This is a genomic window from Kitasatospora sp. NPDC059673, from assembly GCF_042734215.1.
In the GTDB taxonomy this organism is placed as follows: Bacteria; Actinomycetota; Actinomycetes; order Streptomycetales; family Streptomycetaceae; genus Kitasatospora.
Map to the genome: position 1 here is coordinate 1 of NZ_JBHWEN010000044.1, position 25,359 is coordinate 25,359.

Consider the following 25,359-nt stretch of genomic DNA (forward strand, 5'->3'; position numbering starts at 1 on the left):
CTGCTGGCGTCGGCGAGGAACGCATGATGGTACTGGCTGAGCGTCAGGAACAGCGTGAGCGCGGGGGCGTTCTCCAACTCGCGCAGGCCTGCTTCAGCGCCGGTACGTGCGCTTCCCGCAGCTGCTGTTCGTCCTCACCGGCACCGGGCAAGTCGGCTTCGACAACCGGGTCGACGAGCTCCAGATGCACGCCGAGGACCGGCACGTCGCCAGGATGCTCAAGGCCGTCCCGGCCGCCGCCGCCAGCCTGGAGGCCATCCAGCAGGACGGGCCAAACGGCAAGGTCTGGTACCCGCTGGCCGACCCCGGGGCCGAACCGCTCGGCTTCCACGAACTCGGCCTGCGCTGGTTCGCCTTGTACCTGGCAGCATCGCTCGTATCCTGGGCTCTGGCATGCCGAGTCAACGGGGGTGGGCCTTGGAACGCGGGAAGCTGATCGCGCGCCGCTACGAGTTGGTCAAGCGGCTGGGCCGCGGGGGCATGGGGGAGGTCTGGGCCGGCCGGGACCGCAGCCTGCACCGCGATGTCGCGGTCAAGCTGCTCGCCCTCGACGACGCGCCCCACCCGGAACTCGCCCTGAGGTTCGAACGCGAGGCGGTGGCTGCTGCGCAGATCAACCATCCCAACGCCGTCGCCCTCTACGACCGCGGCGTTCACGAGGACGCACTGTTCCTGATCATGGAGAAGGTCGAGGGTGCCACGCTGGCGGAGCACATCCGTGATGAGAGTCCGATGGCCCCCGCCCGTGCGCTGGAGATCGCCCACGGGATCTGTGCGGCACTCGTCGCCGCGCATCAGGCCGGTGTCATCCACTACGACATCAAGCCGCACAACGTGATGATCACCCCCGAGGGGCACGTGAAAGTCGTCGACTTCGGCATCGCGGGGTTCATCCAGACCATGTTCACCGTGGCAGGTTCCTCCCAGCTGACTCCTGCCGGGACCCCTGAGCCCGAATCCACCGGCCTTAAGGGACGCACGGCCGGCGATCTTCTCCGCTGTTCAAGCCATCCTCGGCCATGACAACGCCGAAGTTCGCCACGCCGCTCTGATCACTGCCATTCCCCTCATGTAGCACCCCCTCCTCGCCCAGCACCGGGCCGACCTGGCCGGCCACGCACGACGTCTACTGGCTACCAGCGCTGACCGGCGCCATCGCGACCGCGTCCTGGACGCGCTGAAGGCGTGGGGCCACGACACCAGCCGGTTGGAGAACCCGTCCGACGTCGCAGCCCGCGAGCACTATGCCCGCCTCAGGGCTGCACGCGCTTCTTGGGACGGCAACTGGACAGGCGGAGGCTACAGCGAAGACCCGCCGTTCTGACTCACGGTTCAAAACGCTCCCAATCATCCATTGCTCACCCTGTGTGGCCGCGGCACCAGAAGTGGGCCAGAGCCCGTTCTCACCTGCGCAGCAAGCCAGGTGCGGCAGGCGATCCGTGGTGCCGGGCGCGGTGGCCGGGCGCAGCAGGGCGTCGGTGCCGCCGCCGTCTCCGTGCCGGCCGTGGTCGTGGCCGGTCTCGCCGCCGGGTTGCCGGGTTGCCGGGTTGCCGAGGGTGTGCGAGCTGGTCGACCGGGTGCCGGCCGTTGGCGGTGGGTCGGGTGTCCGGCGTGGGTCAGCGGCCCTGTTCGGGGTCCGTGGCGGGCTTCGGGGGTGGTCGGTGTCGGTGATGGCCGGGCACAGCCATGCCGGATGGGCCCGGGAAGGTGCCCTGCGGGGTGGGTATCTGGCAGGGTTCCGGTCTTTCGCCGCCACCCCGTCCCCGCCTGTGTCCGGTAAAAGCGGGCGCGGTGCGGGAGAACGCCTGGCCTGCTGCTCGCGGTTGGTGACGCGTCCGCGTGCCTGTCATCGGCTGTCTCGTCGGCGGGGTGCGTTGTCCGATGCTGTTCGGCCGGTGTCGGCGCTCCATTGCCTGGTTCGGGTGCCGGAGTGGTTCAGTCCTCGATGAGTCCTCCCTTGCCGGTGTCGTGGCGGTATCCGTTGAACTCGCCGGTGACCCAGTTGATGCCGTCCGGGCGTTCCCCTGTTCCGTCCAGGCAGAACCGGTGGATCACGGCCGCGATCTGTGGCAGGGGCAGCACGCTGGAGGGGTCGTAGATCGCGCCTGTGTGGTCGTCCGAGATCAGCGCGGGCTCGTCGCCGGAGGGGTCGATGTTGTCGGAGAGCCACAGCCAGTCGTGGATTCCGCCCTTGCGGTCGGTGTTGTACCAGTGCAGGGCTCCGTAGCGGCTGGCGCGATCGACCGTTGCCTGGAGGCCGGCGTGGGAGTGTTCGGCGTCCGGGTGGCTGTAGCTGAACCACGCATGCCGGTTGGCGGAGCGCCGGAGGGCTTCGTCCACGAACTCCTCAATCTCCTCCGGGCAGGACGGGAACCTGGTCACCCTCTCCTGCCGGGACGCCTCCTGGGCAATGAACGAAACCTTCAGGATCATGGCGGGGTGGTCCTCTCGGGGGTGGGGGTCGGCCGGTGGCCGGGTATTCGGCGATCTTCACCTGGCCCGCCGACAGCCTGGGTGCAAGGAAGACCGGAGGGCGGTCCTGGTGCGGCGGTGCGGGCGCCGGCAACTCGGTCCGGGCGGCATGTCGTTGACGGCCGTTCACCTCGCTTCCCGGCTCCGGGCGGAGCGGATGCCGGTGCCGGTGCTGGGGCCGGTGCCGGTGCCGGTGCCGGTGCGGGCGGACAGGGCGGAGACGGGCTACCTCTCGGCTTCCTCGGCCTCGTCCTCGCCGAGGAGCCGGCTGCTCGCGACGACCGCCGCTTCCGCCGGGGCCTGCGACTGTCGGAGCTGCCGCGCCACAAGACACCGGAGGGCTGCGGCTTCTCGTTCCGGCCAGGTCCTCGACCCACGCAAGGTCGAGGACCTGGCCGCGCTGTCGTTTGTCGGGGCCAAGGCGAACGCCGAGGCGAACGCGGAGGCGAACGCCGCCCTGCTGGGGCCGCCCGGAGTGGGCAAGACCACTTGGCCGTCGCTCTCGCGGTCGCCGCAGGGCGGTGTTCGCCTTGGCCCCGACGACATGGTCCACCACCTCAAGGCCGCCGAGGCCGCCGGGCGTCTGACCATCAAGCTCCGCACCTACCTGCGGCCGAGCGTCCTGGTGGTCGACGAAGTGAGGTGCCGGCCCCTTGAACGAGCCGGGGCGAACCTGGTCTTCCAGGTGATCTCCGAGCGGTATGAGAAGGGCTCGATCATCCCGGCCTCGAACAAGACCTTCAGCGAAGGGGGCGGGTCCTCGGTGACGAGGTCCTCGCCACCGCCGTCCCCGACCGACTGCTGCACCACTGCGACGTCATCTCGGTCAATGTCAACAGCTACCATCCCGAGAACCGCCTCCGGGCCATCGACCGGGAAACCGACGCAGCTCGAGCGGTTGACCGTCCCGCCGAAGTCCGGCTGCTGCCTGCGCCGTCAAGCGGCTTCGGGCTGTCATTGGAGCACGGAGGCCGCATCGTCGCTCTGGGCCCGGTGGGCAGTCACCGTCGAGGCGACAGCGTCGACCTCGACCGGTCCGGTGATCGTCATCGGAGCGGTCGAGTCGGTCGGCGGCCTCGGCGGGCCAGGGCGACGGCGGCTTCGGCGGGTGGATCAGGGGGATCCCGTCAATGAAGACGGGGGCCGGTTCGGGTTCCCACGGGCGGACCGAGTGGAGATTGGACAGCGAGATCACTGCGTCGGGTTTCCGCGGACCCTCACGCAGCCACACGTCCAGCGTGTTCTCCTTGCGGTCCTCGTTGGACTCGTTCAACGAGAATTCCAGCCTCCGTGCCCCATTCGTGCACCGGTTCTTGAAGGCGTCGGGTACCCCGTGTTCGTCGACCACGGCACGAGACTACGGCGAGTGGAACGGTCCGCAGGAGCACTCTTCAGACACCTGACCGATGAACTCACCACCTGCGGGCAGCCCAGGCCGAACTGTGCGAGGCCAACGCCGGTCACACTTCGTTGAAACGGGTCATTCGTTGAGACGGGTCAGTGGTGCAAGCAAGTCCGTACGCACCGGAGCACTCGGATCAGTACGCGGGCAGGGCCCCTCCCGGTCACATAACACCAGGTCAGACGCGCAGCACGGCCCCGCGTTGCACCCGCACCCCCACCACCGAGCGCCACCGGGCACCGCGGGGTCCGCAGGCAACCGCCCGTCGCCGCCCGGGGACAGCGGCCCGGCCTGGAACGGGGCCGCGGCCGGGACGCACACCGCCAGGGCGCAGCGGCCGGGCCTGCCAGGGCGTTCCCCCCGTTTCGCCCTCCGGGGCGCGACGGGCGCGGCGACGGCCTGGGCGGCCGGGCTGGCCGGCGTGCGATGGCCGGCCGGCGCCGCTCCCGTGGGTTGGGGCAGGCCGGCGGGATGGGGTGGCCGGGCGGCTAGGGTGTACCGCCCTGTTGGCGGCCCATCCAGTCGGTGATGGCCTGCTCGGTGCGGGCGAGTGCGTCGGTGGGGCTGAACTGCAGCAGTTCCGTCCCGGCGTCGACGTACGGCCGGTGGCCCGGGGGCTGGTAGTACGCGTCGCCGGCCTCGTACACCTCCTCGTGGCCGGCGAAGACGAAGCGCATGCGCCCGGCGATGACGTAGCCCCAGTGCGGGCACTGGCACATCCCGTCGGGCAGTGACTGCAGCGGCCCGTCCAGGTCGGCGTCCGCCCCGAAGGAGACGAATTCGACGGTGTAGCCGTTCATCTCCTCGCGGCGGTCGGTCACCGGACCGAACTCCTGGACGTTCGTCGCGGACTGCTTTGACACCTTCGGCATCGCTCGGCTCCTCTCCGTGACGGCCCCCTAGATTTCCCGTCATCTCGAGTCGACCACCGCGTACGGCCGGGTGCATCCGGGCGGCGGGGCAGGTGGTGTCAGGCGCTCGCCACCGGGCCGTCTTTGCGCCGCGCCGACCCCCGTGCGACATGCCGAGGGCGCCGACCGCTCTGGGGGCCGGCGCCTTCGGTGTGTCGTCGTCGGCCGGGTGTGGCGGCGCCGCTCGGGCTGGGTCTTGCGGCGGGAGGGTCCGGTCGGTGATCCCGGTCCGGACGGGCCGGGTGACGAAGCGGCCGGGGTCATCGGCCTGGGCCTGGGCGGGTTCCAGGAGGGCCGCGGCGAACGGTGCTGCGGCGTTGTCGGCCGGGACAGCAGCCGCGGCGTCCTTCAGCCGCCGGTGGGCGGCGGGGAAGGCGTCCTTGGCCCGCGCGTCCTGTTCCTCGGCCCTCGCGTCCTGTTCCTCGGCCTTCGCGGCGCGGGCTTCCAGCCAGATCCGCTCGATCGTGCAGGTGGGGCAGGTGCCGGTGTGCCGGATCTCCGTGACGGCCGTGTCCCGGCCGGCGGAGATGGGTGCGGGCGTCGCCGCCGTCCGGCCCGGGGTGGCAGTCCCGACAGGTGACAGTCGATGATGCGGCGGGTGCTCGGCTGCTTGGGTGCTCGGATGCTCGGCGTGGGAGTCGGTCACAGGGCGTCAGTTTCCCTCCTGTGCTGCGGACCGGGTCCGGGGCCCGGCCCGGAGCGCCTGTCCAGCGCCCGCCGACCAGCAAGGTCAACACGCTTGAGCGGGCACCGGCCATCAGAGCCGACCGCGGCGGACGACAGGTCGGGCGGCCGGGGCCGGCTCGGTGCCGCGTGGTGGTGCGGCGGCCGCGGTACGGGTGTGCTCCAGCCGGCTCATGACCTGGAGCGGCGTGTCGGGGTCGAGGTGGTGGGTGAGGTCGCGGACGGCCTGGTGGTCGGCGTCGGTGAGCGTGGGGAGGGTGGTGCGGTCGAGGGTGGTGCGGTCGAGGTTGGTGCGGTCGAGGTTGGTGCAAAGGGGCTGGGCGGCGGTGCCGGCGGCGTCGGCGTCAGCGTCGGTGGCGCGGCGGCGCGGCGGCGTCAGTGGTCTGGCGGGCCTGGTGGGCTGCCTCGCGGGCGCGGGCGGCGACGTCGTGGCGGTGGCGCTCACGGCGCAGTGGGTGTGGAGGGCGGTGGCGTGGTCGGGGTGGTGACGCTCGGCCCGGGTGGCGGCGGTGTGGTCGCGTGCGCGCTGCCACTCGGCGCGGACGGTGGCCGCGGTGGCGAGAGGCGGTCTCGTCTCCGGCGTCGGTGTACCGGTCGGCGGCGCGTTCGTCCTCCCGGAGTCGGTGCAGGGCCTGCTGGAGGTTCTTCAGGGTCATCCCGGCCGCCCGGCGGCGGACCCGGCTGCGGACGCCGCCGGGCGACGTGGCAGAGGTCCGGCGTTCGCCGGTCACGAAGGTGTGGGTGCCGGCACCGGCGAGGTTCTGGAACGGCCCCACGCCGTCGGCGTGCGCTACGGGACCGGCACGGCGAGACCGGGGCGGGCACCGGGAACGACCCGGTGGTCGACCGGGACCGTCCGGCCGTCCGGCGACGCTGGTCAGGGCCTTTCGGTCACCGTCCACCCGCCGCCCGGCCGGGCCTCGATCAGCCCCTCGGCCGCCAAGGCCCGCAGGACGGTCTCCACGGTCGATCGGGCGCAGCCGTACGTCTCCGCAATGTCGCGCCTGTCCGGTAGCTCCGTCCTCCCCGGGGCATCGGCGATCTCCGCCCGAAGCGCATCGGCAAGCAGGACGAACGCCACACTTCGAACTTCCCCCGACATTTCGCCACCCCGTTCACCGGTCGGCTCCAGCTGAACCGAACGATCCACCGCCGCACGGGCCCGTATGGCAACACACCGAACCGGCCGCCGGACGCAACGCAACTCCCCGCGCGCGTCACATCATTCTATTCTCCCCACGCTCGCGTGAGCGGCACCAGCCGGACGCGGACCGGACGCGGAGGAGAAAGCCCGCCGCAGGCGCACCCCGGACCGCCGTCAGCCACCCGCACGGCGGGACAGGAAGGGGCAAGGAGAGGGTTGTCGGGGCGGCGAGTTCACCTTGACGGCCACTCACCATCGGGCCTGACCTGCACTTTTGCCTGGACTCCCGGCGCAGCGGGCAGCAGGGGCGACCACCGGCTGCCGGGCCGGTTCTCGCCACCGCTTGGCGGTGTCCGGTGCCACCGTTCCTTGGCCGATGGCCGCTGAGGTCGGACCAACGCACGGTTCGTGCCGTCGAACCTCGACCGCCCCGGTCAGACCGGTTCCGGGTCCGGGTCCGTCGGCCGCTTCGTACCGTCGGACGGCTCCGGGGCTTCACGGCCGCTGGAGCTGAACTGCTCACCAATGTTGTTCCACACGAAGCCGTCCCGTCGGCCTGGCTTCAGGCCGGCCCAGCCGAGCAGCGCTCCGAGGACCTTCTCCTGGGAGACGGTCGTGGTCCAAAAGTGCTGCCCGGGCACGCCGTCGCGGTATTCGAACTGGTAGCTGTTGTTCTCGCGCAACAGGACCTGGATGTACCAGCCGCCGGACTGCTCTTCGTCCACCCGCTCCACGACCATGTGGGCTTTGCCCCGCCGCGGGTTGGCCGGCATGGTCCCGATGGCGGGCTTGGTGGCGCGCTTCACCACGTGGCCGCGCTCGTTGGCCGCGATCAGCATGGCTGGATCGTCCGGCAAGAGGCTGACACCCCCGGTGAGGCTGAGGCCCTGGCCAGGGCGGTCGAGCTTCGGTGGCACGAACCGTGCGGTGGTCCGGTTTCGGTGGCGATCTGTCAAGGATCGGTGGCACAGGACAGCGGTCCGGTTCCCGCCAGCCGGCTGGCGGGCCGGCGGAACATCCGTTGCCGTTGCCGGGTCGCGGCCGTGCGGGACGCTGAGAGTGAGAAAGCCGGTGGAAGTGCGGGCTTCCGTTCCCCGTTCCCTCCGCCGTCGGGGCAGCGGGCGAGGAGGGTCGGGGCAGCGGGCGGGAGGATCGAGGCGTCCGAAGACGGCGGTGCCGCCCGGGATCGACCACGCCGTGGTCGCCGTGCTGTTCCGGTTCCGCACAACCGCCGCCGCACACTTGCGCGCCCTGCAACGCCCCCGGCACCGGGCCGGAACAGAAACGCCGCCGGCTTCGACGGCCGAAGGACGAAGGACGAAGGACGAACGCCTGGTCCAGGACGTCGTGCTGCCGCAGGCGGGAAGCCGAAGGCCTGGCACCTGACCGAACGCGGCGTGCGGATCGCCGCAGCGTTCCCCCGGCCGGAGGGCATCGCCTCCCCCGCCGCTGCCCGACGGCAAAACCGCGGCGCGGCTGAGGCCCGGTCACCTCCTGGCCGTGGTACGCACCCACCCGTCTCGCATTCGTGACCGGCGCCCGGGCGGCGGGCGACGAGTGCGCGCCGCCGGACTTCCTGCCCAAGGTCTGCCAACCGCTTCGCCGAAGGCCGGGACGGCACGGTCATCCCCCGACGGCCTGCCGCACAGCCCGCGGCCGCCGGGAGCGGCCGCAGGCTGTACCGGGCGTTCGTCCAGGCCGACCGCGCCACCATGTCCTGCGGGGAACTGTCGTCCACGCTGACCGGCTACGCCCGCTTCCGCGAGCACCCCCCGACCCGATCCCGGCGCACCTGCGGCGCACCGCGGACGCCCAGAGCGTGCTGCCGGCCTGGCGGCAGCACGCTCTGGGCGTGCCGCTGCTGTTCGTCCCCGGCGGCACCGGCGAGCGCGCCGCCCGGCTGTGGGAGCAGCGGGGCGGGGGCGGCCGGGGGAACGGTGGGTCGGGGCCGGCGGGTCGGGCCCGGCGGGCCCGGCTGCCGGAGCAGCGGGTCGGGGCGCTGCCGCGGGTGATGGCCGGGCGTTCGTCGGCGTATGGGATCCGGGTCCGGAGGCCGGGCCCGGCCGAGGGAGCAGCGGGTCGGGGCTGGCGGGTCGGGCCCGGCGGGTCGGGGCGCTGCCGCGCGTGACGGCCGGGCGTTCGTCGGCGTATGGGGTTCGGGTCCGGGGGTCGGGCCCGGCTGTGGGCTGCCGCTGGTGGTGTCGCGGGCCCGTGGTGGGCGCCGTCACGGTGTCCGCTCCCCCGGCTCCGGCCGGTCTCGGCGGGCGCCGGGGGTGTCCGGGTGGCGCGGGGTGTGGAACTGTTCAGGTCAGGGCGGCGGTCAAGCGCTGCGGCAGGGTGTCGTAGGGGTGACAGTCGATCACGGGCAGGCGGTGGGCGCGGGCCTGGGCGGCGAGCCAGTGGGAGTACCTGGCGCTGACTTCGGCGCGGGCGGGCTGGGGACCGTGGTCCGGCTCGCGCCGGATGTAGTTGGCGCCGATGCGTGCCGGGTCGCTCTCGTGGAGGAAGACGGCGTGCAGGCGTCGGCGGTGCGCGGTGGCCTCGGCGGCGGCGCGGGCGGCGGCGCGGGGGGTGAGGTAGTCGCCCTCGACGATGGCGGGTACGTCCACGCTCAGCCGGTTGCGTACGACGCCGAGTACGGCCTCGTCCAGGGCGTGGGCAGTGGCGATCTGCAGTTCCAGGACCCGGTCGGTGCCCAGGTTCTCCTCGGGGGCCGGGTGGCCTGCGAAGTGGTGCAGTGCGGGGTGGGTGGCCGGGGTGGTGGCGCTCTGGAGGGCGGCGACGACGTCGTCGAATTCGACGGTGAACGCGCTGTGGGTGGTGGCGAGGCGGGCGGCGGCGTGGCTCTTGCCGACGCCGGAGGCGCCGCCGATCAGCAGGATGTCCCAGGGGCGGTGGTCGGCGCGCATGCGGTCACGATATCGCGGCGCGGTGCGATGGTGGCGCTCTGGTGCCGGGCGGCCGGTGCTGGGCAACCGGTAGTGGGCAGCCGGCGGTGGGGAGCCGACGGTGGTGCTCGTCCTGGTGTCCGTCAGGGGTGCGGGTGTTTCCCGGCTCGGGGGTGGGGCCCGTTCGGCGGCGCGGGGCGGGATCAGGCCGCCGTGGGCGAGCGGGCGGCGGCGTGGACGGTCGGGTAGCGGCGCGGGCGGGCGGGTGGCGGCGTGGGTAGGCGGGTGGCGCCGGTGGGGCACGTGCATGCAGTTGCGCGGGTGACCCGACACCTGTGGCGGGAGATGCGGGCCGTACCTGTCGCGGCGATCACGGCGCGGGGCCGATGACCGGACGGCGGCCGCGATCGAGGCTCTCACCGCGGCGATCCAGCAGGGGCCGCGTGATCCCCGGGCAGTAGCGGGCTGGCCTTCTCAACGGCGTTGCCGACAGCTCCCACGCCCGCCGCGGCCCCGTCCGGCCACCGGCCGCGCACCCGGACGCGAAACGCGCTGGCGGCCATCACCCGGGCGGACGCGGCACCCGGTGCCACCTCGCCCATCACACAGGCGGCCACCGATTGGCAGCACGTCTGCACCGGCATGTTCCGAGCCCAGCGGCACGGCCGGGGCCGCCGGACACTGCGCCGGCCGCGTCAACGCACGCGGGCCGATACCTGGTCAGGCCCCGGACACAGGAACGGGGTTGTGGCGGTGCGGAGGCTGCGGGCGCCGTCCGGCGCGGACGGCCGGACCCGCGCGCAGGAGGCGTTCACCGGCCGGGAGCGGCGGTGGGCGCGGGGCGCCGCCACGGTAGGCGAACACCCGCGGCGGATCGACGGCTTCGGCCGCGACAGGGCGGAGACGGCGGGCCGGGTAGACTCCCCCAGCGCACGTCATCGGTACGCGCCGGGCGAGGACCACACGAAGGCACCTCCCCGACGCGTACCGGACAACGAACGGGCCGGGGACGGAACGGGCCGGGACGAACGGGCCGGGGACGGACGGTGCTTACTGTCCGCCGGGAGCGGGGTTGAGTGCGACGCGTACGGTCGGCGGTTGCTGAAGGGTGTGGTGGACGGTGCAGTTGGAGGCCACCGCGAGCAGGGCGTCGTGGCGTGCCGGGTCGAGTGCGGGCGGGACGTCGACGGTGACGGTGATGTCGGTGACCCGGGCCGGGCGGTCGGTGGCCATCGTGAACTCCGCGTCCACCCGCAGGCCGTCGGCGGCCACGCCGTGGCGGGCCAGGTAGCGGCCGGCGTAGAACGCCACGCAGGAGGCGAGGGAGGCTGCGAACAATTCCGTCGGCGTCGGACCACTGTCGTCGCCGCCGGCATCGAAGGGCTGGTCCACCACCAGCCGGTGGCCACGGATCGCGACCGCGTAGGCGTCGCCCGAGGTGTGGTCCACCCGGATCCGTCCCGGGGGCAGGGGGGCTTCTGCTTCGGGGTGGTGGATGGGGTGTTCGGCTGCGGGCATGACGGGCTCCGGGGTGCGCGGGGTACGGGGACAGGTGCGGCTGTGTCGGCTGTGTCGGCTGTGTCGGCTGTGTCGGCTGTGTCCATTGACGGGCTCGGGGCACCACCGCCCCAAGGGCCAAAAGACCCCAGTGAGGCCGCCGTTGCTCCCGTGTCCGCATTCGTCCCCACGCGTACCCCGCGCGGTATCCGCCGTCGAGGTGCCGCACCGTGCGCCGCGGGTCTGCCGGGAGCAAGCGGGTCCCGGCCGCGCCGCGGACAGCCCGGGAGGCGGGCGGCCAGGGGGCGTTGCGGGCACGGCCCCGGCATCGGCGGTACCGACCGTGCCCTGCCGGTCCAGGGCGGTGCGCCCCTTCCCGTCGGCGGCGGATGGCGGCCGACGCCTGCCGGAGCGCCACCGCCGGACTGCGGCAGTACCGGGCGGGAAGCCGCCGCCCGCGTCGGTGCGCACGTCACCGGAACGCGTACCCGGGTGCCCGGGTGCCCGGCACAGGAAGACCGGAACGCCGACCGGCGGAGAACGAGCCCCCACCGGGAAGGCCTACCCACCGAACGGATTGCGGCCGCACACGGCAGCAGACCTTCTGGCAACTACCGCCCGGACACAGGAAGTTGCCGAGGAAACGAAGGCCAGGGGCACCCTCCCGCCCACACCCCACAGCGGATCGCTTGGCCGCAGATCACGGATCGGCACCGGGGCCGACCGTCCTCCCAGACGAGGGACGCGGGTGCGTGTTCTCTAGCGCGTCGGCACGAGCGCCGGCCGGCGAAGAAAGAGCCCGCCGGGAAGGCCTACCCACCGAACGGATTACAGCCGCACGCGGCAGCAGACCTTCGGGCAACTACCACCCGGACACAGAAAGTTGCCGAGGAAACGAAGGCCACGGGCGCCCTACCGCCCACACCCCACAGCGGATCACAGGCCGCCGATCACGGACCGGCCGTCCTCCCCGAAAAGGGGGGACGCAGGTGCGTGGTCCTTAGCGGTGGCCCCTGGCGGGATGCCCGGCGGAAGGTGGCGGGTTCACAGGACGAAAACCAGCAGGTAGGCCACGGCGCAGGCCAGCAGGTAGGCGGCGAGCGCGGCGGGCAGGGCGAGCCAGGCCGTCCGTCCGCGCCGGCGTGCCCGGACAGCGCCCAGGGAGGCGATCAGCACCGCCGCCACCAGACCGGCCCATGGAAGGGCGACCGCGAGCGTCCACACGGCCGGCGTGCACACCGGCGCCGAGCCGCCGGGCCCGCCCGTCCCGCAACCGTCCGTGGCGAACAGCATCCCGAAAGAGAACAGCGCGTCGACCAGTCCACCGAGCACGGCGAACAGCACCACCACGAGGATGTATCCGACCGGCCGACCGGCCGGCCGGGCCGCAGGCGCCGGAATATACACGGGCACTCCGGGCCGTCCTTGGTATTCCCCCACCATTTTCCCCTGGTCCTCCTCGCCACCCCACGCGTCTTTCCCGACGCGCCGTGTCCCCCGGGGCGGCACAGTATCCAGTCGACGTCCAGACTGTCACGCCGGACCCGACCCGACACCAAACACCCCCCGCGCCAGCGTCATCCTCGATTCGGCTGTGGGCGGTGCGGATCGCATGGGCAAGGTCGTAGTCGTCAGCCCGTCCGTGAACAGCTTCCGCCACTGCAAGGGGCGAGATCACGGTGCCGGTGACCAGAGCACCAGGAACGACGAGCGTGACCTCCAGGCGGTCGGCCTCGCTGTCCTCGTGCTCCGCTCCCAGGCGCAGCAGCTCGAGGAAGGGGTCGGGATGGGTGTCGCGGTCCCCGGCCAGCACCCGGAACACCGCCTACACCGCCCGGAAGCCGGGCAGGGCCTTGTCGTTGGAGCGGGTGGCGCACGCAGCGATGTGCTGCGGTGTCCGGGCGGGGGGCCGGCCTGGCACGTCGCGGCGGGACAGCCGATGCGCTGCCGCATCGGCCGGAGCCGCCCGGCCGGCGGCATGCGGACATGCGAAAGCCGCCGTAGTGGTCACGGCGGCTCGAATGGTTCAGATGCTCGGGCACAGTTGTGCTGCTGGCAGCGGCATGACAGAACGTAGGCGGCACCGGGCCGGCAATGCGGAGGAACCGGCGAACCCGCCCCGGCCAGCCCATCAGACGATCAACACCCCAGACTCCCGCCCCAGACCAGCACGAGTACTCCGGAGAACACGCCACCCCCTCCTCCGACCAGCCCGTTCGAAGATGGCGAGACTTCAAATCAGTCGTCCCGGGTCAGTAGCAGCCCCATTCCCGGGCGAACATGTCGGGCGGCAGACGGTGCGCCCGACTACTCAGGGTGTCCTGCTGAACGGCTGGAGGCTGGAACTCAAGACCCATTGGAGTGATCAACGGCCGATAGCCTGTTCATACGGGTTCGAATCGGTGACATCTCCTCGTGTCGCATTGCCAAACCCGTTCCGAGGAGAACCGAAATGAACGCATTCAGGAAAGTTGCGCTGGGGGTGATGCCCGTCGCCCTCGTGACCGGGGGCTGGGTGGCGTCAGCCGAGCCTGCGAAGGAAGTGCAGGCGCTGCCGGTCGTCACGACGTACGCCAAGGTCGATGCTGATGGGAATCTACTCAGCGCGAATGGCGTCACGGAAGTCGAACATGCTGGCATCGGTCGCTATCTCCTGACGACGGAGAACGACATCAATGCGTGTGGTCTGATCGGCACAATCAATTCGAATGGCCCCTCCGATCCGGGGCCCGGTAGTGCGTCCATCATGGTCACCTGGACGGATGCCATGCACATTTTCGTCCGCACAGCGACGCCGTCTTCGAGCGGGAGCCAGACTGTCGATGACGACCGCCCGTTCACCGTCATGGTCGTCTGCTGACCGGTGCCGGGCCTGGGCCTGGTGGCACTCCCGCCAACAGCCGACCACCGGCGACCCGGGCCCCGGCAGCGAACCGGAGGCGACCCCAGCGACCGACACGAACCGTCGCCCTCACCCGTCGCCGCGGGGGCGGCGGTCTTCTTCGCAGCCGATCGCTTGGCGGAGGCCTCCTTCCTGTTCTGCCGCTCCTTCTTCCACCACGCGAGCCGCTTGTCGAGCTTCCAGTCCTTGTCCCGGACGAGCCTGCCGAGCGAGCGGGCGGCATCGAAGCGCCGCGGTCCGGCGCAGGCGTACGCCGCTTCACGCGGTCGCGCGGCTTGCGGACGATCTGAACTATCGCCGTCAATCCAGCGGGATGACAGGTCTGACGAGGGTGCCGCGTGTGTGCGGGCGCCGGGCGACGAAGTCACCCTGTCCGGGGTCGAGATAGGAACTCGCCTTGATCAACCAATTGGCGAACCAGGGTCCGCCGCCGCACTCGGCCCTGCCGCCATCGGTGCCACGGACCTCACGGCGGTCGCCGGTCAGCTCCCAGTGGTAGTGCTGGGCCATGTGCAGTCCCGACAGCATGGGCGATGTCTGGGGAACGCGGACGCCGTCGGGCGTGACAAGAGTGTCGTCGCGTCCGGGCCGCCAAATCGGCATCCGGTCGCCCCGGGGGAACAGGCCTCGTGCGCCGAACGCGTAGGCGTGTTCCCATTCATCGGGGGTGGGCAGACGCCGGCCGGTCCGTGCCAGTTCGTCGGTGATCGCGTCGTAGGTGGTGTGGGCCGCGAGCCACGCCGCCGTGGGCTTTCCGTCCGGTGCGAAGTGGACTCGGCCGTGGGTGCCCGTGTCCGTTTCGGGCAGGATGAGATCGCCGACGAGTTCCTGGCAACCCGGCTCCCATTCCTGGACAAGCACGGTGACGATCGGGTGGTCGAGGGGAGCTTCGCGCACCCCGGCCTCGTCGGCGTGCGTGGCGGCAAGGAACGCCTTCAGGCTCACGGCGCGAGGGCGTGAGGTGGCCGCCGCGAGGTGTGCGCGGATCCCCTCGACGGTGCTGTCGGTCAGGCACGCGCGGGCCTCGGCCCGGTCGTCCGACTCGAAGTCGGCAAACTCGGGATACGAGGTCAGCGCTTGCTGGCTGCCGAGGTAGGACAGAACCTCGTCACCGGACGGTGTCCAGGACTTGGGGTCGAAGCCGAGCCGGACGTGTCCGCCGGGAACGAAGCCGAAGGGTCTGCCGTCGATCTCGATGATCGCGTTGTAGGCACTCCGCCCGGCATATTCGTGACGGTGGATCGACGTGACGACACCGCCCGCCTCCCGCGCCGCCGCCCCGGCCGCGGATGCAGCCGCCGTGCGATCGAAGAGGAGCCACTCATCAAGGGCGCCATCGGCAATCGGCATGCCGCGGAGTATGCCGTTCAGAGAACAGCGGCAGGCCGTCGAGCGGGGGCGGCTGGTGGCCTGCTCGAACCACAGCGTCAGCGACTCGGCGGCCAGGTCCAGGCCGAGCTCTTCCCGCAGCGCCGCGGCCGGCTCCCCGTGGCGTCGGCCAGGCCTCCCGGCAGCGAGTACTGCACGCCACCGGGCCGGTGACTGCGGAGATCGGGCATACCCGGCCGATGGCGTCGAGGAGCACGGCGCACACCCGCACCGGCGCATCAGCGTCCATCCACGCCGAGGCCGGTCCTACCCGGTCTCGACGAACCGGCTGGAGGGCTGGAAGTCGTGGGGGGTGGAGGGGAAGTGGTCGGAGAGGATCTGGGAGCGGATCTCGCCGGTGAGGGTGGCTGCGAGGAAGCGGGTGAGGGTGAGGTCGAAGTGCTCCCACCAGGGGCCGCGGGCTTCGTTGACCATGACGGTCCACTGGTCGGGACTCTGGCCCGACTCGGCGAGCCAGTACAGGAATTCGCCGTTGTCGGTGGAGGCCCAGGGGATGATCCGAGTGTCGGCATGGCCGAGTTCGGCGGGCTTCCGCTCGCCGCCGGACCACAGGTCCTCGTTGGCTTCGGCCCGTTCCTCGACGGCCTCGAAGAGGTCGTAGAACTCGTTGGCGCAGCCGGGTTCGAGGATCCAGAGGTAGTTGTCGATGCAGCCGCCGCCGTAAGTGTCGATGAGGGCTTTGTAGTCGGCGGGGAGGCCGGTGCCGAGCTGTCGGCATACCGATTCCCAGTCCTTGGGGCGAATGCCGGTGGGACGGGGCAGCAGCTGGGTGAGGGTGTCGAGGGAGTTGTCCACGGGACGTCACTTCTTCTTGTTGTTGCGGATGCTGAGGATGTTGGTGCCGGTGCCCGATCCCTTGGGCTGGAATGGGAAGCCCTTGCGCCGTGTGCCTCCAGGATCACGCCCCTGGGCAGGAGGTCGTTGCCATCGTGGACAGGGATGACGCGGCAGTGGATGATCTCGCCCTTGTCGACGGCGGCGCGGATCCGGCCTTCCAGGTCGCGCATGGTTGGGGTGTTTGCGTACTGGCGCATCGTCACGAAGCACCCGCAGGCCCCGGCCGGACGTCTTCCGGCCGGCTCGGGACCTGTCGGCCGGTGCCGGCGACGCGCCGTCCCGTGAACAAGTCGGACGGTGTTCAACAGTCGCCCGGGGCGGTGAGGAGGAGAAGGGGACGATCGGGGTCGTCCCCGAGTGGCGATCGGCGGGACGTCCCGTGTTCCCGATACGGCTGCGCCAGGGACAGCTTCGACGACGGTGATGCCCGGGCGGGCACGGCCGGGGCCCGTCGGGAACAGCGGTCGGGGAACCTCCCGGTCCAATGCCACCGGCCCCGCATGTGGTGGGCCCCGACGAGTGCACGAAACGCAAAAACCGCGCCCACAAGACAGCGCTGGTCAACACCGAAACCCGCCAACCGGTAGATCCGCTATCTGATCGTTCCGAAATCTCGGCCGGCCGCACATCCTTGGGCCGGTGGGCCGTTCGCCTATCGGTCAGAAGGGAGGTTCGAGATCGCCGCGGCCATCGCTGTGTGGCCCGCAGTCCCAGGGCTCCTCCTGAAAAGGTTCAATGTCGGTGACGTCGTGGCCCCATGCTTCGAGGGCCTTCCAGGCAACGCGCCGGTTGAAGTCGTCGCTGCTGGTGTCCAGGATGCGGCGCGCGTGCACGGCGAGGTGGTCGCGGCGCTGGGCAAGCGCGGGGTGTTCGGCGAGGATGAGCGCGGCAAGGCCGGCGGCTTCGCGCACGTCCTCGTGACTGTCCTGCAGGAAGGGCGCGACGGCTCGATAGAGCATCGGGCGCAGGTCCCGGAAGGCCGCCAGCGTGGTGTTGTGGGTGCGGAAGCCAGGGAAATATTGCTCGGTCCGGTCGACAATCTCGTCGGAGGCTTCGTAGGCCGTGGAAACCAACCAGTTCAGCAAGGTCGCGCCGATGGGGACGTTGCGATACGGCCGGAGGGTCATGGCCGCCGGGTGGGCGAGGATGCCGGCGACATACATGGCGACGGGGGCGGTGGCTTCGTAGATGGTGTTCTGGTGGACGACCAGCTCACTCAGTTCCGACAAAGCGGCGACCTGCACCCTGGGATCAGGCTCCAGCAACCGTGCCAGGACCTCGGGAAGGCACTGACCGTTCTCGAAAGGCGTCTGGAGCGAACCCCAGTCAGTCTCCGCCAGGACTACCTGGTAGGGCGGCAAGTCACGCTCGCGGGGCGCCCCGGCCTTGGAGCTGATGTGGTGGCTCACAGGCCAAACCTAGACCGGACTTCTGACACGATTCCCGTCGGCCGCCGACCGACCCCGGCCACCGGCCCGGGTCAGTTCCAGGACCGCAGCTGCCAGCTCCTGCTGTTGCAGGGGAACCGCATCGCCTGTTGGGTCTGCCCGCCGTCCAGACACCGACCCAGACCGTCGCGCAGCTGATAGGTACTGACCCTGGCCGGGGAAATGTCCTGCCAGACCTGCCCCGCGCTGCCGCCGCAACTCATCAGGTTGACAAACCCACCAGAACGCCGCCAGAAGCCACGAAGCGGCGCCGTCCGGCCAGCGGTCCGGCCGGCACGCGACGAGCTCGAACACCCGCGGACACCCACGAACAACGACGTCGCCCCGGAGCGGGCGGCAAATCCCCTCGCTCCCGCACCGGGTCCTGCGGGATCATCGGCTCATGCGCGTGGACTTCGACGGAATCACCCCCATACCGCGAATGGTGCTGGTCAGCGAGTTCCTGCTTCGCCCCGACTTCCGGGTCGAACTGGACCGGCCGCTGTTCGCCGCTGCAGGCGACCGGGCCTCGTACGAGGACGGCGCCGTCGTGGTGACCCGCCCCACCGGTGAACGGCACCGCCACCCGGTCCGGGACGCCTACTGGATCTGCCGCTGACGCCCCACGGCGTGGCGATGAGTTTTCCGGCCCCCACGGGTCTACACCTCGACCCGGGGGCCACCGATCCTCATCTGACCGGGAGTACAGACATGGGCCTGATCCACATCGAACTGTTCGCGACCCTCGACCTCGTCGGGCAGGCACCCGGCGGGCCCGACGAGGACCCGACCGGGTTCCCCTTCGGCGGATGGCAGGCACCGCTGCTGGACGAGGTGACCGGCGCACAGATCACCGCCGCGTACGAGGACACCGACGCCCTCCTGCTCGGCCGCCGCACCTACGACATCTTCGCCGCCTACTGGCCGCACCAGAAGAACGGAACGATCGCCGAACTGTTCAACCGCGTCCCGAAATACGTGGCATCACGCCACACACCCGACCTCCCCTGGAACGGCTCCACCCTGCTCGGCCCGGACCTGGCCCGCGCGGTACACGAAATCCGCGACCGGCACGACCACGTGAAAGTCGTCGGCAGCCTCAACCTGGTACAGAGCCTGCTGCGCCAGAAACTCTTCGACCGGCTCGACCTGTGGCTGCACCCCATCACCCTCGGCACCGGCAAGAAAATCTTCGACACCGGCACGGTACCCACCAACCTCACACTCCTCGACATTCCGGTCGCCGGCCCCACAGGCACCGTTTACCTCCGCTACCAGCAGGCCCCCGGCACACCTGCCACAGGCGACATGACCGCCCCCGACCACCACCACAACCACAACCACACAGAATGACCCCCCGGTGCCCAGCCGGTGAGCCAGTGGACCGGTGAAACCGGCAGGTCACCCCGCCACGGCCAACGCCCCGGACCCGCACGCTTTCTGAGGTATACGCAGGACGGCGGGCCGACCGACGCCGACGGGGCCGCGCAAAAGCGAATCCGATCCTCCTCCCCCGGCGCGACGCGGGACCGCCCCCGAAGCCCGAAGGCCCCGAGGGCGGTCCCTCACCGAACAAGCGGCGAACCCGCAGGCACTACCCCACGAACCGGTCCGCGTCCGCACGGCGCCGCGCCCGGTACAGCAGCACACCGCCCAGCGTCAGCAACCCACCACCGGCCAGACCCGCCGTCGCCAGACCCGCCGGCGAACCCGTGTCCGGCAGATGACCCCCACCGCCACCGTGCGGCGGCTTTGAAGGACCACCCGGACGAGGCGGCTTCACACACCCCTCCTTCTCCGGACACTCCAACACCGTGACACACACCGACACCGGCTCACTCTCCACCAGCGCCCCCTGCGGATCACGACCCGAAGCCTCCGCAACGTTGATCACATGCCCGGCCTTCGCATCCTCCTCCGTCACCACATACGTGCCGTGGCACGTCGTGCTCGCACCCGGCTCCAGCACCGTCGCATCGCACACCACCGACGCCACCCGGTCATCACGGACCATCACATCCGTCAGCACCGTCAACCCGGTATTGGTCACCGTGTACGAGTAGGTGACCGTGTCACCGACATGGAACGGGCCCGCACTGTCCGCCTTCTTCTCGACCGACAACGACGACGCACCGGAGACGGTCTTCACCGTCACCTCACCAGGCGCGCTCACCACCGGCCGACCCTCGGGATCGAGGCCGTTCGCACGAGCCGTGTTCGTCACATGACCCGCCTCGACGTCCTCCTCCGTCACCGTGTACGAGCCGTGACAGGTCGTGCTCCGACCCGGCTCCAGCACCGTCGCGTCACACGTCACCGACGCCACCCGGTCGTCCGACACCGCGACATCGTGCACAGTCACAGCACCGGTGTTGGTGACGGTGTACGTGTACCGCACCACATCACCCGCACGGAACGGACCGGCCGTGTCCGCCTTCTTCACGATGGACAACCCGGCCCCACCCACGACGGAGACGGTGGCCTCACCGGGTGGGCTCTGCACCGGCTGGCCCTCGGGGCCGGTGCCGTTCGCGTGAGCCGTATTCACCACATGACCAGCCGCCGCATCCTCCGCAGTGATCACATAACTGCCGTGACACAGCGTGCTCTGACCCGGGTTCAGCACCGTCGCGTCGCAGGTGACCGACGGCACGTGGTCATCCGTGACGGTCACATTGTGAACAACGCCCGTTCCGGTATTGGTCACGGTGTACGTGTAATTGACGGTGTCGCCGACGTGGAACGGGCCCGCGGAATCCGCCACTTTCTCAATCGTCAGCTGGGCCTCGCCCGCTACCGGAACGGTGGCCTCAGCCGGCGGGCTCTGCACCGGCTGACCCTCCGGGTCGGCGCCACGCGCGTGAGCCGTGTTCGTCACGTGACCGGCCTGAACGTCGGCAGCGGTGATCACATAACTGCCGTGGCAGAGGGTGCTCACACCCGGGTTCAACGTCGTCGCGTCACACGTCACCGACGACACGTGGTCGTCCGCGACCGTCACGTTGTGAACAACGGCCGTCCCCGTGTTGGTGACGGTGTACGTGTACGCCACCGTGTCACCCACACGGAACGGACCAGCAGAATCCGCCACCTTCTCGATCGACAACCGGGCCTCACCCACCACCGGAACCGTCGCCTCGGCCGGCGGGCTCTGCACCGGCTGACCCTCCGGGTCGGCGCCACGCGCGTGAGCCGTGTTCGTCACGTGACCGGCCTGCACATCCGCGGCAGTGATCACATAACTGCCGTGGCACAGCGTGCTCACACCCGGGTTCAACGTCGTCGCGTCACACGTCACCGACGCCACATGGTCATCCGCGACCGTCACGTTGTGAACAACAGCCGTCCCCGTATTGGTCACCGTGTACGTGTACGCCACCGTGTCACCCACACGGAACGGACCAGCAGAATCCGCCACCTTCTCAATAGTCAGCTGCCCCTCCCCCAGAGCGGGGACGGTCGCCTCGGCCGGCGGACTCACCACCGTCTGACCCTGCGGGTCCGTACCCTCCGCGTGAGCTGTGTTCGTCACGTGACCGGCCTGCGCATCCGCCGCCGTGACGAGGTACGTACCGTGGCAGAGCGTGCTCTGGCCCGGGTTCAGCGTCGTCGCGTCGCACTTCACCACAGCAACGTGATCGTCCGCGACGGTCAGGTTGTTCACAGTCGCCGTACCGGTGTTGGTCACGGTGTACGTGTAAGCAACGGTGTCACCGGCATGGAACGGGCCGGCGGAATCCGCCGTCTTCTCGATCGACAGCAGTGCCTCTCCCACCACCGGGACAGTGGCCTCACCGGGAGGACTCACCACCGGCCGGTCCTCGGGGTCGAGGCCGCTCGCGACAGCGGTGTTGGTCACGTGGCCGGCTTGCACATCCGCCGCCGTGATGACGTAGGTGCCGTGGCAGAGGGTGCTTTCCCCGGCGGGCAGCGTCGTCCTGTCGCACGTCACCGACCCGATGAGGTCGTCACTCACGTCCAGGTCGTGCAAGGGAGCGGTACCCGCGTTGGTCACGGTGTACGTGTACGCCACCGTGTCACCGACACGGAACGGGCCCGCGGAATCGGCCACCTTCTGAAGGGTCAGCACGGCGTCACCCGCGATGTTGATCGTGGCCTCACCGGGCGGACTCTGGACGTCCTGGCCCTCGGGGTCGGTGCCGTGAGCGTGAGCCGTGTTGGTCACGTGACCGGCCAGAACATCGGCGGCGGTGATGATGTAGCTGCCGTGGCAGAGCGTGCTCGCACCGGGGTTCAAGGTCGTGGAATCGCACGTCACCGAGGCGATGTGATCGTCCGTCACGGCCAGGTTGTGCACCGCCGCCGTGCCCGTGTTGGTCACCGTGTACGTGTAGGAGACCGTGTCACCCGCATGGAACGGACCTGCGGAGTCCGCCGCCTTCTCGATGACCAGCAGCGCCTTGCCCAGGACCGGAACGGTCGCCTCACCTGGCGGGCTCTGCACCGTCTGGCCCTCGGGATCCGTACCCTCCGCATGAGCCCTGTTGGTCACCTGACCGGCCCGTACATCCGCCGCCGTCACGATGTAGGTGCCGTGGCAGAGCGTGCTCTGACCGGGGTTCAGCGTCGTCGCGCCACACGTCACCACAGCGACGTGATCGTCCGCGACAGACAGGTTGTTCACCGCGGCGGTACCGGTGTTGGTCACCGTGTACGTGTACGAAACCGTGTCACCCAGGTGGAACGGGCCGGCGCTGTCCGCCGTCTTCTCAATGGCCAGCCCCGCGACGCCGACCACCGGGACGGTCGCCTGACCGGGCGGACTCTGCACCGGCTGCCCCTCGGAATCGGTGCCGTTCGCGTGGGCCGTGTTGGTGACGTGACCGGTCTGAACGTCGGCTGCGGTGATGACGTAGGTGCCGTGGCAGAGCGTGCTCTGACCGGGGTTCAGCGTCGTCGCGTCGCACGTCACCGGGGCGACATGGTCGTCCGCGACCGTGAGGTTGTGCACCACCGCCGTACCGGTGTTGGTCACCGTGTAGGTGTACGAAACCGTGTCACCCAGGTGGAACGGGCCGGCGCTGTCAGCCGTCTTCTGGATGAACAGCAGCGCCTCACCCACCACGGGGACGGTCGCGTCGATCGGCGGGCTCTGCACTTCCTGGCCCTCGGGGTCGGTGCCGTTCGCGTGGGCCGTGTTGGTCACGTGACCGGCCTGCACATCCGCCGCCGTCACGACGTAACTACCGTGGCAGAGCGTGCTCTCGCCCGGGTTCAACGTCGTCGCGTCGCAGGTCACGAACGGGACGTGGTCGTCAACGACCTTGAGGTTGTGCACAATTGCGGTGCCCGTGTTGGTCACCGTGTACGTGTAGTTGATGGTGTCGCCCAGGTGGAACGGGCCGGGGCTGTCGGCGATTTTCTCGATGCCGAGCTCGGCGATGCCCACGACGGGCAGGGTCACTTCAGCCGGGGGGCTGACGACCTCGTCGCCCAGCGGGTCGGTGCCTACGGCCTGGGCTCTGTTGGTGAGGTGGCCGAGTGCCAGGTCGGCGTCGGTGACGAGGTAGGTGCCGTGGCAGAGGGTGCTCCGGCCGGGGTTGAGGACGGTGGTGTCGCAGAAGACGTTCGTCGAGTGGTCGTCGGTGACGAAGACCTTGTCGAGGACGGTCTGGCCGGTGTTCGTCACGGTGTACGTGTAGTGCACGGTGTCGCCGACGTGGACGGGGCCCGCGGTGTCCGCTTCCTTCGCCAGGGAGATCGAGGAGGGGCCGATGACGGTGATTGTCGCCTGTGTCTCCGGGGAGTTGACCGGCTGGCCGTTGGCTGTGCCGGACGCGGTCGCGTGGTTGGTCGCTTCTCCCAGGTCCGCGTCTTCCGGGGTGACCACGTACGTGCCGTGGCACTTGGTGGTGTCGCCGGGGCTGCCGCGGGGGGCGAGGGTGGTGGCGTCGCAGGTGATGTTGGTGATCCGGTCGTCCTGCACGTGGACGTCCGTGATCTCGGTACCGCCTGTGTTGCTGACGACGTACGTGTAGGGGACGGTGTCACCGACGTGGAACGGGCCGGGGAGGTCCACCTGCTTGGTGATGTCGATGCCCGGCGGCGCCACCACCGGGATGTCCTCGGAGGCCGGTGGCGATGTCACCGGGCCGCCGGGGGTGGTTCCGTGGGCCTGCGCGGTGTTGGCGACGTGGCCGGCGGCCGCGTCGGCGGCCGTGACCAGGTAGGTGGCGGTGCAGGTGACTGTCTCGCCCACCTGCAGCGTGCTGACCGGGCAGGTGATCGGGCCCACCTTCGGGTCGTCGACCGCCAGGTTGGCGACCGGGACGTTGCCGGAGTTGGTGACGACGAAGTCGTACTGGACCGGGGTGCCGACCGTCAGATCGGCGGGCAGCGGCCGGTGGGCCTGCTTGACCAGGTTGAGTTCGGGCAGCGCCACGGAGGTGTTGATCACCACGTTGCGGATCAGGTGCACGTCGGTGAACAGGCCCGTGGAGCCGGCGAAGCCGAACTTGTAGGTCGAGGGGACGGGTTGCGGCGCGGGGGTGCTCAGCACCTGGTGCTCGCCCGTGCCGTCGTTGAAGTCGACGCCGATGCTGAGGACCGGGGACGGCGCCGGGGTCAGCTGGACGTGCACCCGGCGGCGGGACGGCTCCAGCAGCGTCTGGGCCTGAGACGGTGTCACATCCGGCGGCAGGGACGTCAGCGGGCCCTGCAACTGGCCGGGCAGGGTGGACGGCCACGGGCCGCTGGTCGAGAAGTTGCTCGTCGTCGCGGTCAGGAAGCAGTAGCCTTCCAGGCCGTCGCCGGGGCCTCGGACGGTGACCATGTTGGGTCCCGGCGCGGGGATGCGGAAGGCGGTGCCGGCCGGGGAACGCCGGCCGGGCGGGCAACCGTTGCCCCGGTGCTCCCAGTCGCCGAAGTAATTGCCGAGCACGTCGAGCCCGACGCCGAGGTAGCCGCTGTCGACGCCGGGCAGGAAGGTCAGGTTCGGGTTGTCGTCGGGCAGCTTCTGCGCGTAGCCGAGGCTGCCGCCGAACGCGCCGGGGTGGGTGAGCGTGACGTCACCGTTGACCAGGAAGAACGCGATGCCGTCGGCCGGGGTGGCGGGCGTGGTGCTGCCGTACTGCCACTGGTCGAAGGTCACCTCCAGACCGGCGCTGGCCGGGAGCGCCTGGTCGAAGAGCACCGCGCCGTTCTGGTCGTTGCTGGCGTCGGTGATCCGCAGGTAGCCGAACGGCGAGCTGTCCAGCGGCGGGACCGGGCCCGTCTGCGGGATCGGGCAGCCGCCCAGCGGGCGGCCGTCCGGCCCGAGGGCCGAGACCGGCGCGCCCGTCAGGCACGCCGCGCCGACGGCGACGAATCTCGGGTCCGCGGTCGCGCCGGTGAAGTCCTCCTGCAACAGGGGAGAACCGATGGCTCGGACACGCTCCGGCGCCGCGGCCCGGTGGTGGGCCGGTGCTGCGGCCTCGGCACCCCAGGAGGCGCTCAGGCCCGCGCCGACCAGGCCGAGAGTGGCTGCGGCACTGATGAAGCGGGCCGTTCGGGATCTGAGCCGCCCCGGTCCGCGGAAAAGTCTCGTCATGCCCTTGACTATGTGCAGCCACTACCAGCAGTTATCAGTTTGTACTATCAGTGGACCTGTCGAATCGCTCAGATGCGCGAACCGGGGGGCGCGGGGTCCGCCGACACCCTGACCTGGTGTCAGCTCGTCCGGAACGAAGTCTGTCCCGGCGTCAGAACATCTACTGGAGAGCGCCCCTGACGGTGCCCCGGAGGAGCGGGACTCTGCGCCACCCGGGCGAGCACCCAGGGGTGAACCTTCGATCCGCCACTCCCCTT

17 protein-coding genes and 1 pseudogene are annotated in these 25,359 nt (G+C 70.5%); 6 read left to right on the top strand and 12 right to left on the bottom strand.

The window, feature by feature from the left end; genetic code table 11:
* Positions 1 to 106 precede the first annotated feature (106 nt).
* Both ACFV18_RS31665 and ACFV18_RS31670 read left to right on the top strand, forming a co-directional pair.
* Complete coding sequence (locus ACFV18_RS31665) at positions 107 to 436, top strand: hypothetical protein (protein WP_380488743.1); 330 nt, start codon at positions 107 to 109, stop codon at positions 434 to 436.
* Complete coding sequence (locus tag ACFV18_RS31670) at positions 418 to 1,023, top strand: serine/threonine-protein kinase (RefSeq protein ID WP_380488744.1); 606 nt, start codon at positions 418 to 420, stop codon at positions 1,021 to 1,023. Before ACFV18_RS31665 ends, ACFV18_RS31670 begins: the two co-directional genes overlap by 19 nt.
* A 912-nt stretch (positions 1,024 to 1,935) precedes the next feature.
* On the opposite strand, the gene ACFV18_RS31675 is transcribed toward ACFV18_RS31670, so the two are convergent.
* Positions 1,936 to 2,433 carry an Imm1 family immunity protein gene (locus ACFV18_RS31675; RefSeq protein ID WP_380488745.1) on the bottom strand — a complete coding sequence of 166 codons (498 nt, stop codon included), beginning with the start codon at positions 2,431 to 2,433 and terminating at the stop codon, positions 1,936 to 1,938.
* Positions 2,434 to 2,629: 196 nt separating this feature from the next.
* Here ACFV18_RS31675 and ACFV18_RS31680 point away from each other — a divergent pair.
* A pseudogene (locus tag ACFV18_RS31680) lies at positions 2,630 to 3,606 on the top strand (ATP-binding protein).
* Between the two features lie 756 nt (positions 3,607 to 4,362).
* Here the strand turns inward: ACFV18_RS31680 and ACFV18_RS31685 are convergent.
* From ACFV18_RS31685 to ACFV18_RS31715, 7 genes are all read right to left on the bottom strand, one after another.
* Positions 4,363 to 4,746, bottom strand: coding sequence for a hypothetical protein (locus ACFV18_RS31685; protein WP_380488746.1), 384 nt, complete (start codon positions 4,744 to 4,746; stop codon positions 4,363 to 4,365).
* A 796-nt stretch (positions 4,747 to 5,542) separates the two neighbouring features.
* Complete coding sequence (locus ACFV18_RS31690) at positions 5,543 to 5,914, bottom strand: hypothetical protein (RefSeq protein ID WP_380488747.1); 372 nt, start codon at positions 5,912 to 5,914, stop codon at positions 5,543 to 5,545.
* 432 nt (positions 5,915 to 6,346) lie between these two features.
* Complete coding sequence (locus ACFV18_RS31695) at positions 6,347 to 6,550, bottom strand: winged helix-turn-helix domain-containing protein (protein ID WP_380488748.1); 204 nt, start codon at positions 6,548 to 6,550, stop codon at positions 6,347 to 6,349.
* 497 nt (positions 6,551 to 7,047) lie between these two features.
* A complete protein-coding gene (locus ACFV18_RS31700) occupies positions 7,048 to 7,452 on the bottom strand; it encodes a hypothetical protein (RefSeq protein ID WP_380488749.1) in 405 nt (134 codons plus the stop codon).
* Positions 7,453 to 8,916: 1,464 nt separating this feature from the next.
* Complete coding sequence (locus ACFV18_RS31705) at positions 8,917 to 9,522, bottom strand: AAA family ATPase (protein ID WP_380488750.1); 606 nt, start codon at positions 9,520 to 9,522, stop codon at positions 8,917 to 8,919.
* A 1,029-nt stretch (positions 9,523 to 10,551) separates the two neighbouring features.
* Entirely contained in the window at positions 10,552 to 11,019 is a 468-nt protein-coding gene (locus tag ACFV18_RS31710; protein ID WP_380488751.1) for an OsmC family protein, read from the bottom strand.
* A 1,023-nt stretch (positions 11,020 to 12,042) separates the two neighbouring features.
* Positions 12,043 to 12,411, bottom strand: coding sequence for a hypothetical protein (locus ACFV18_RS31715; RefSeq protein ID WP_380488752.1), 369 nt, complete (start codon positions 12,409 to 12,411; stop codon positions 12,043 to 12,045).
* 1,039 nt (positions 12,412 to 13,450) lie between these two features.
* Here ACFV18_RS31715 and ACFV18_RS31720 point away from each other — a divergent pair.
* Positions 13,451 to 13,858: a hypothetical protein gene (locus ACFV18_RS31720; RefSeq protein WP_380488753.1), complete on the top strand. Its 408-nt coding sequence runs from the start codon at positions 13,451 to 13,453 to the stop codon at positions 13,856 to 13,858.
* Between the two features lie 342 nt (positions 13,859 to 14,200).
* On the opposite strand, the gene ACFV18_RS31725 is transcribed toward ACFV18_RS31720, so the two are convergent.
* The 3 genes from ACFV18_RS31725 to ACFV18_RS31735 form a co-directional block, all read right to left on the bottom strand.
* Positions 14,201 to 15,250, bottom strand: coding sequence for a hypothetical protein (locus ACFV18_RS31725; protein ID WP_380488754.1), 1,050 nt, complete (start codon positions 15,248 to 15,250; stop codon positions 14,201 to 14,203).
* Between the two features lie 285 nt (positions 15,251 to 15,535).
* Positions 15,536 to 16,084: an SMI1/KNR4 family protein gene (locus tag ACFV18_RS31730; protein ID WP_380488755.1), complete on the bottom strand. Its 549-nt coding sequence runs from the start codon at positions 16,082 to 16,084 to the stop codon at positions 15,536 to 15,538.
* Between the two features lie 701 nt (positions 16,085 to 16,785).
* Positions 16,786 to 17,535: a hypothetical protein gene (locus tag ACFV18_RS31735; RefSeq protein ID WP_380488756.1), complete on the bottom strand. Its 750-nt coding sequence runs from the start codon at positions 17,533 to 17,535 to the stop codon at positions 16,786 to 16,788.
* A 421-nt stretch (positions 17,536 to 17,956) separates the two neighbouring features.
* On the opposite strand from ACFV18_RS31735, the gene ACFV18_RS31740 reads away from it, so the two are divergent.
* Both ACFV18_RS31740 and ACFV18_RS31745 read left to right on the top strand, forming a co-directional pair.
* On the top strand, positions 17,957 to 18,172 hold the full coding sequence (locus tag ACFV18_RS31740; RefSeq protein ID WP_380488757.1) for a hypothetical protein: 216 nt from the start codon (positions 17,957 to 17,959) through the stop codon (positions 18,170 to 18,172).
* A gap of 92 nt (positions 18,173 to 18,264) precedes the next feature.
* A complete protein-coding gene (locus ACFV18_RS31745) occupies positions 18,265 to 18,906 on the top strand; it encodes a dihydrofolate reductase family protein (protein ID WP_380488765.1) in 642 nt (213 codons plus the stop codon).
* Between the two features lie 241 nt (positions 18,907 to 19,147).
* On the opposite strand, the gene ACFV18_RS31750 is transcribed toward ACFV18_RS31745, so the two are convergent.
* Positions 19,148 to 25,102 carry a hypothetical protein gene (locus ACFV18_RS31750; protein ID WP_380488758.1) on the bottom strand — a complete coding sequence of 1,985 codons (5,955 nt, stop codon included), beginning with the start codon at positions 25,100 to 25,102 and terminating at the stop codon, positions 19,148 to 19,150.
* Between the last annotated feature and the right edge of the window lie 257 nt (positions 25,103 to 25,359).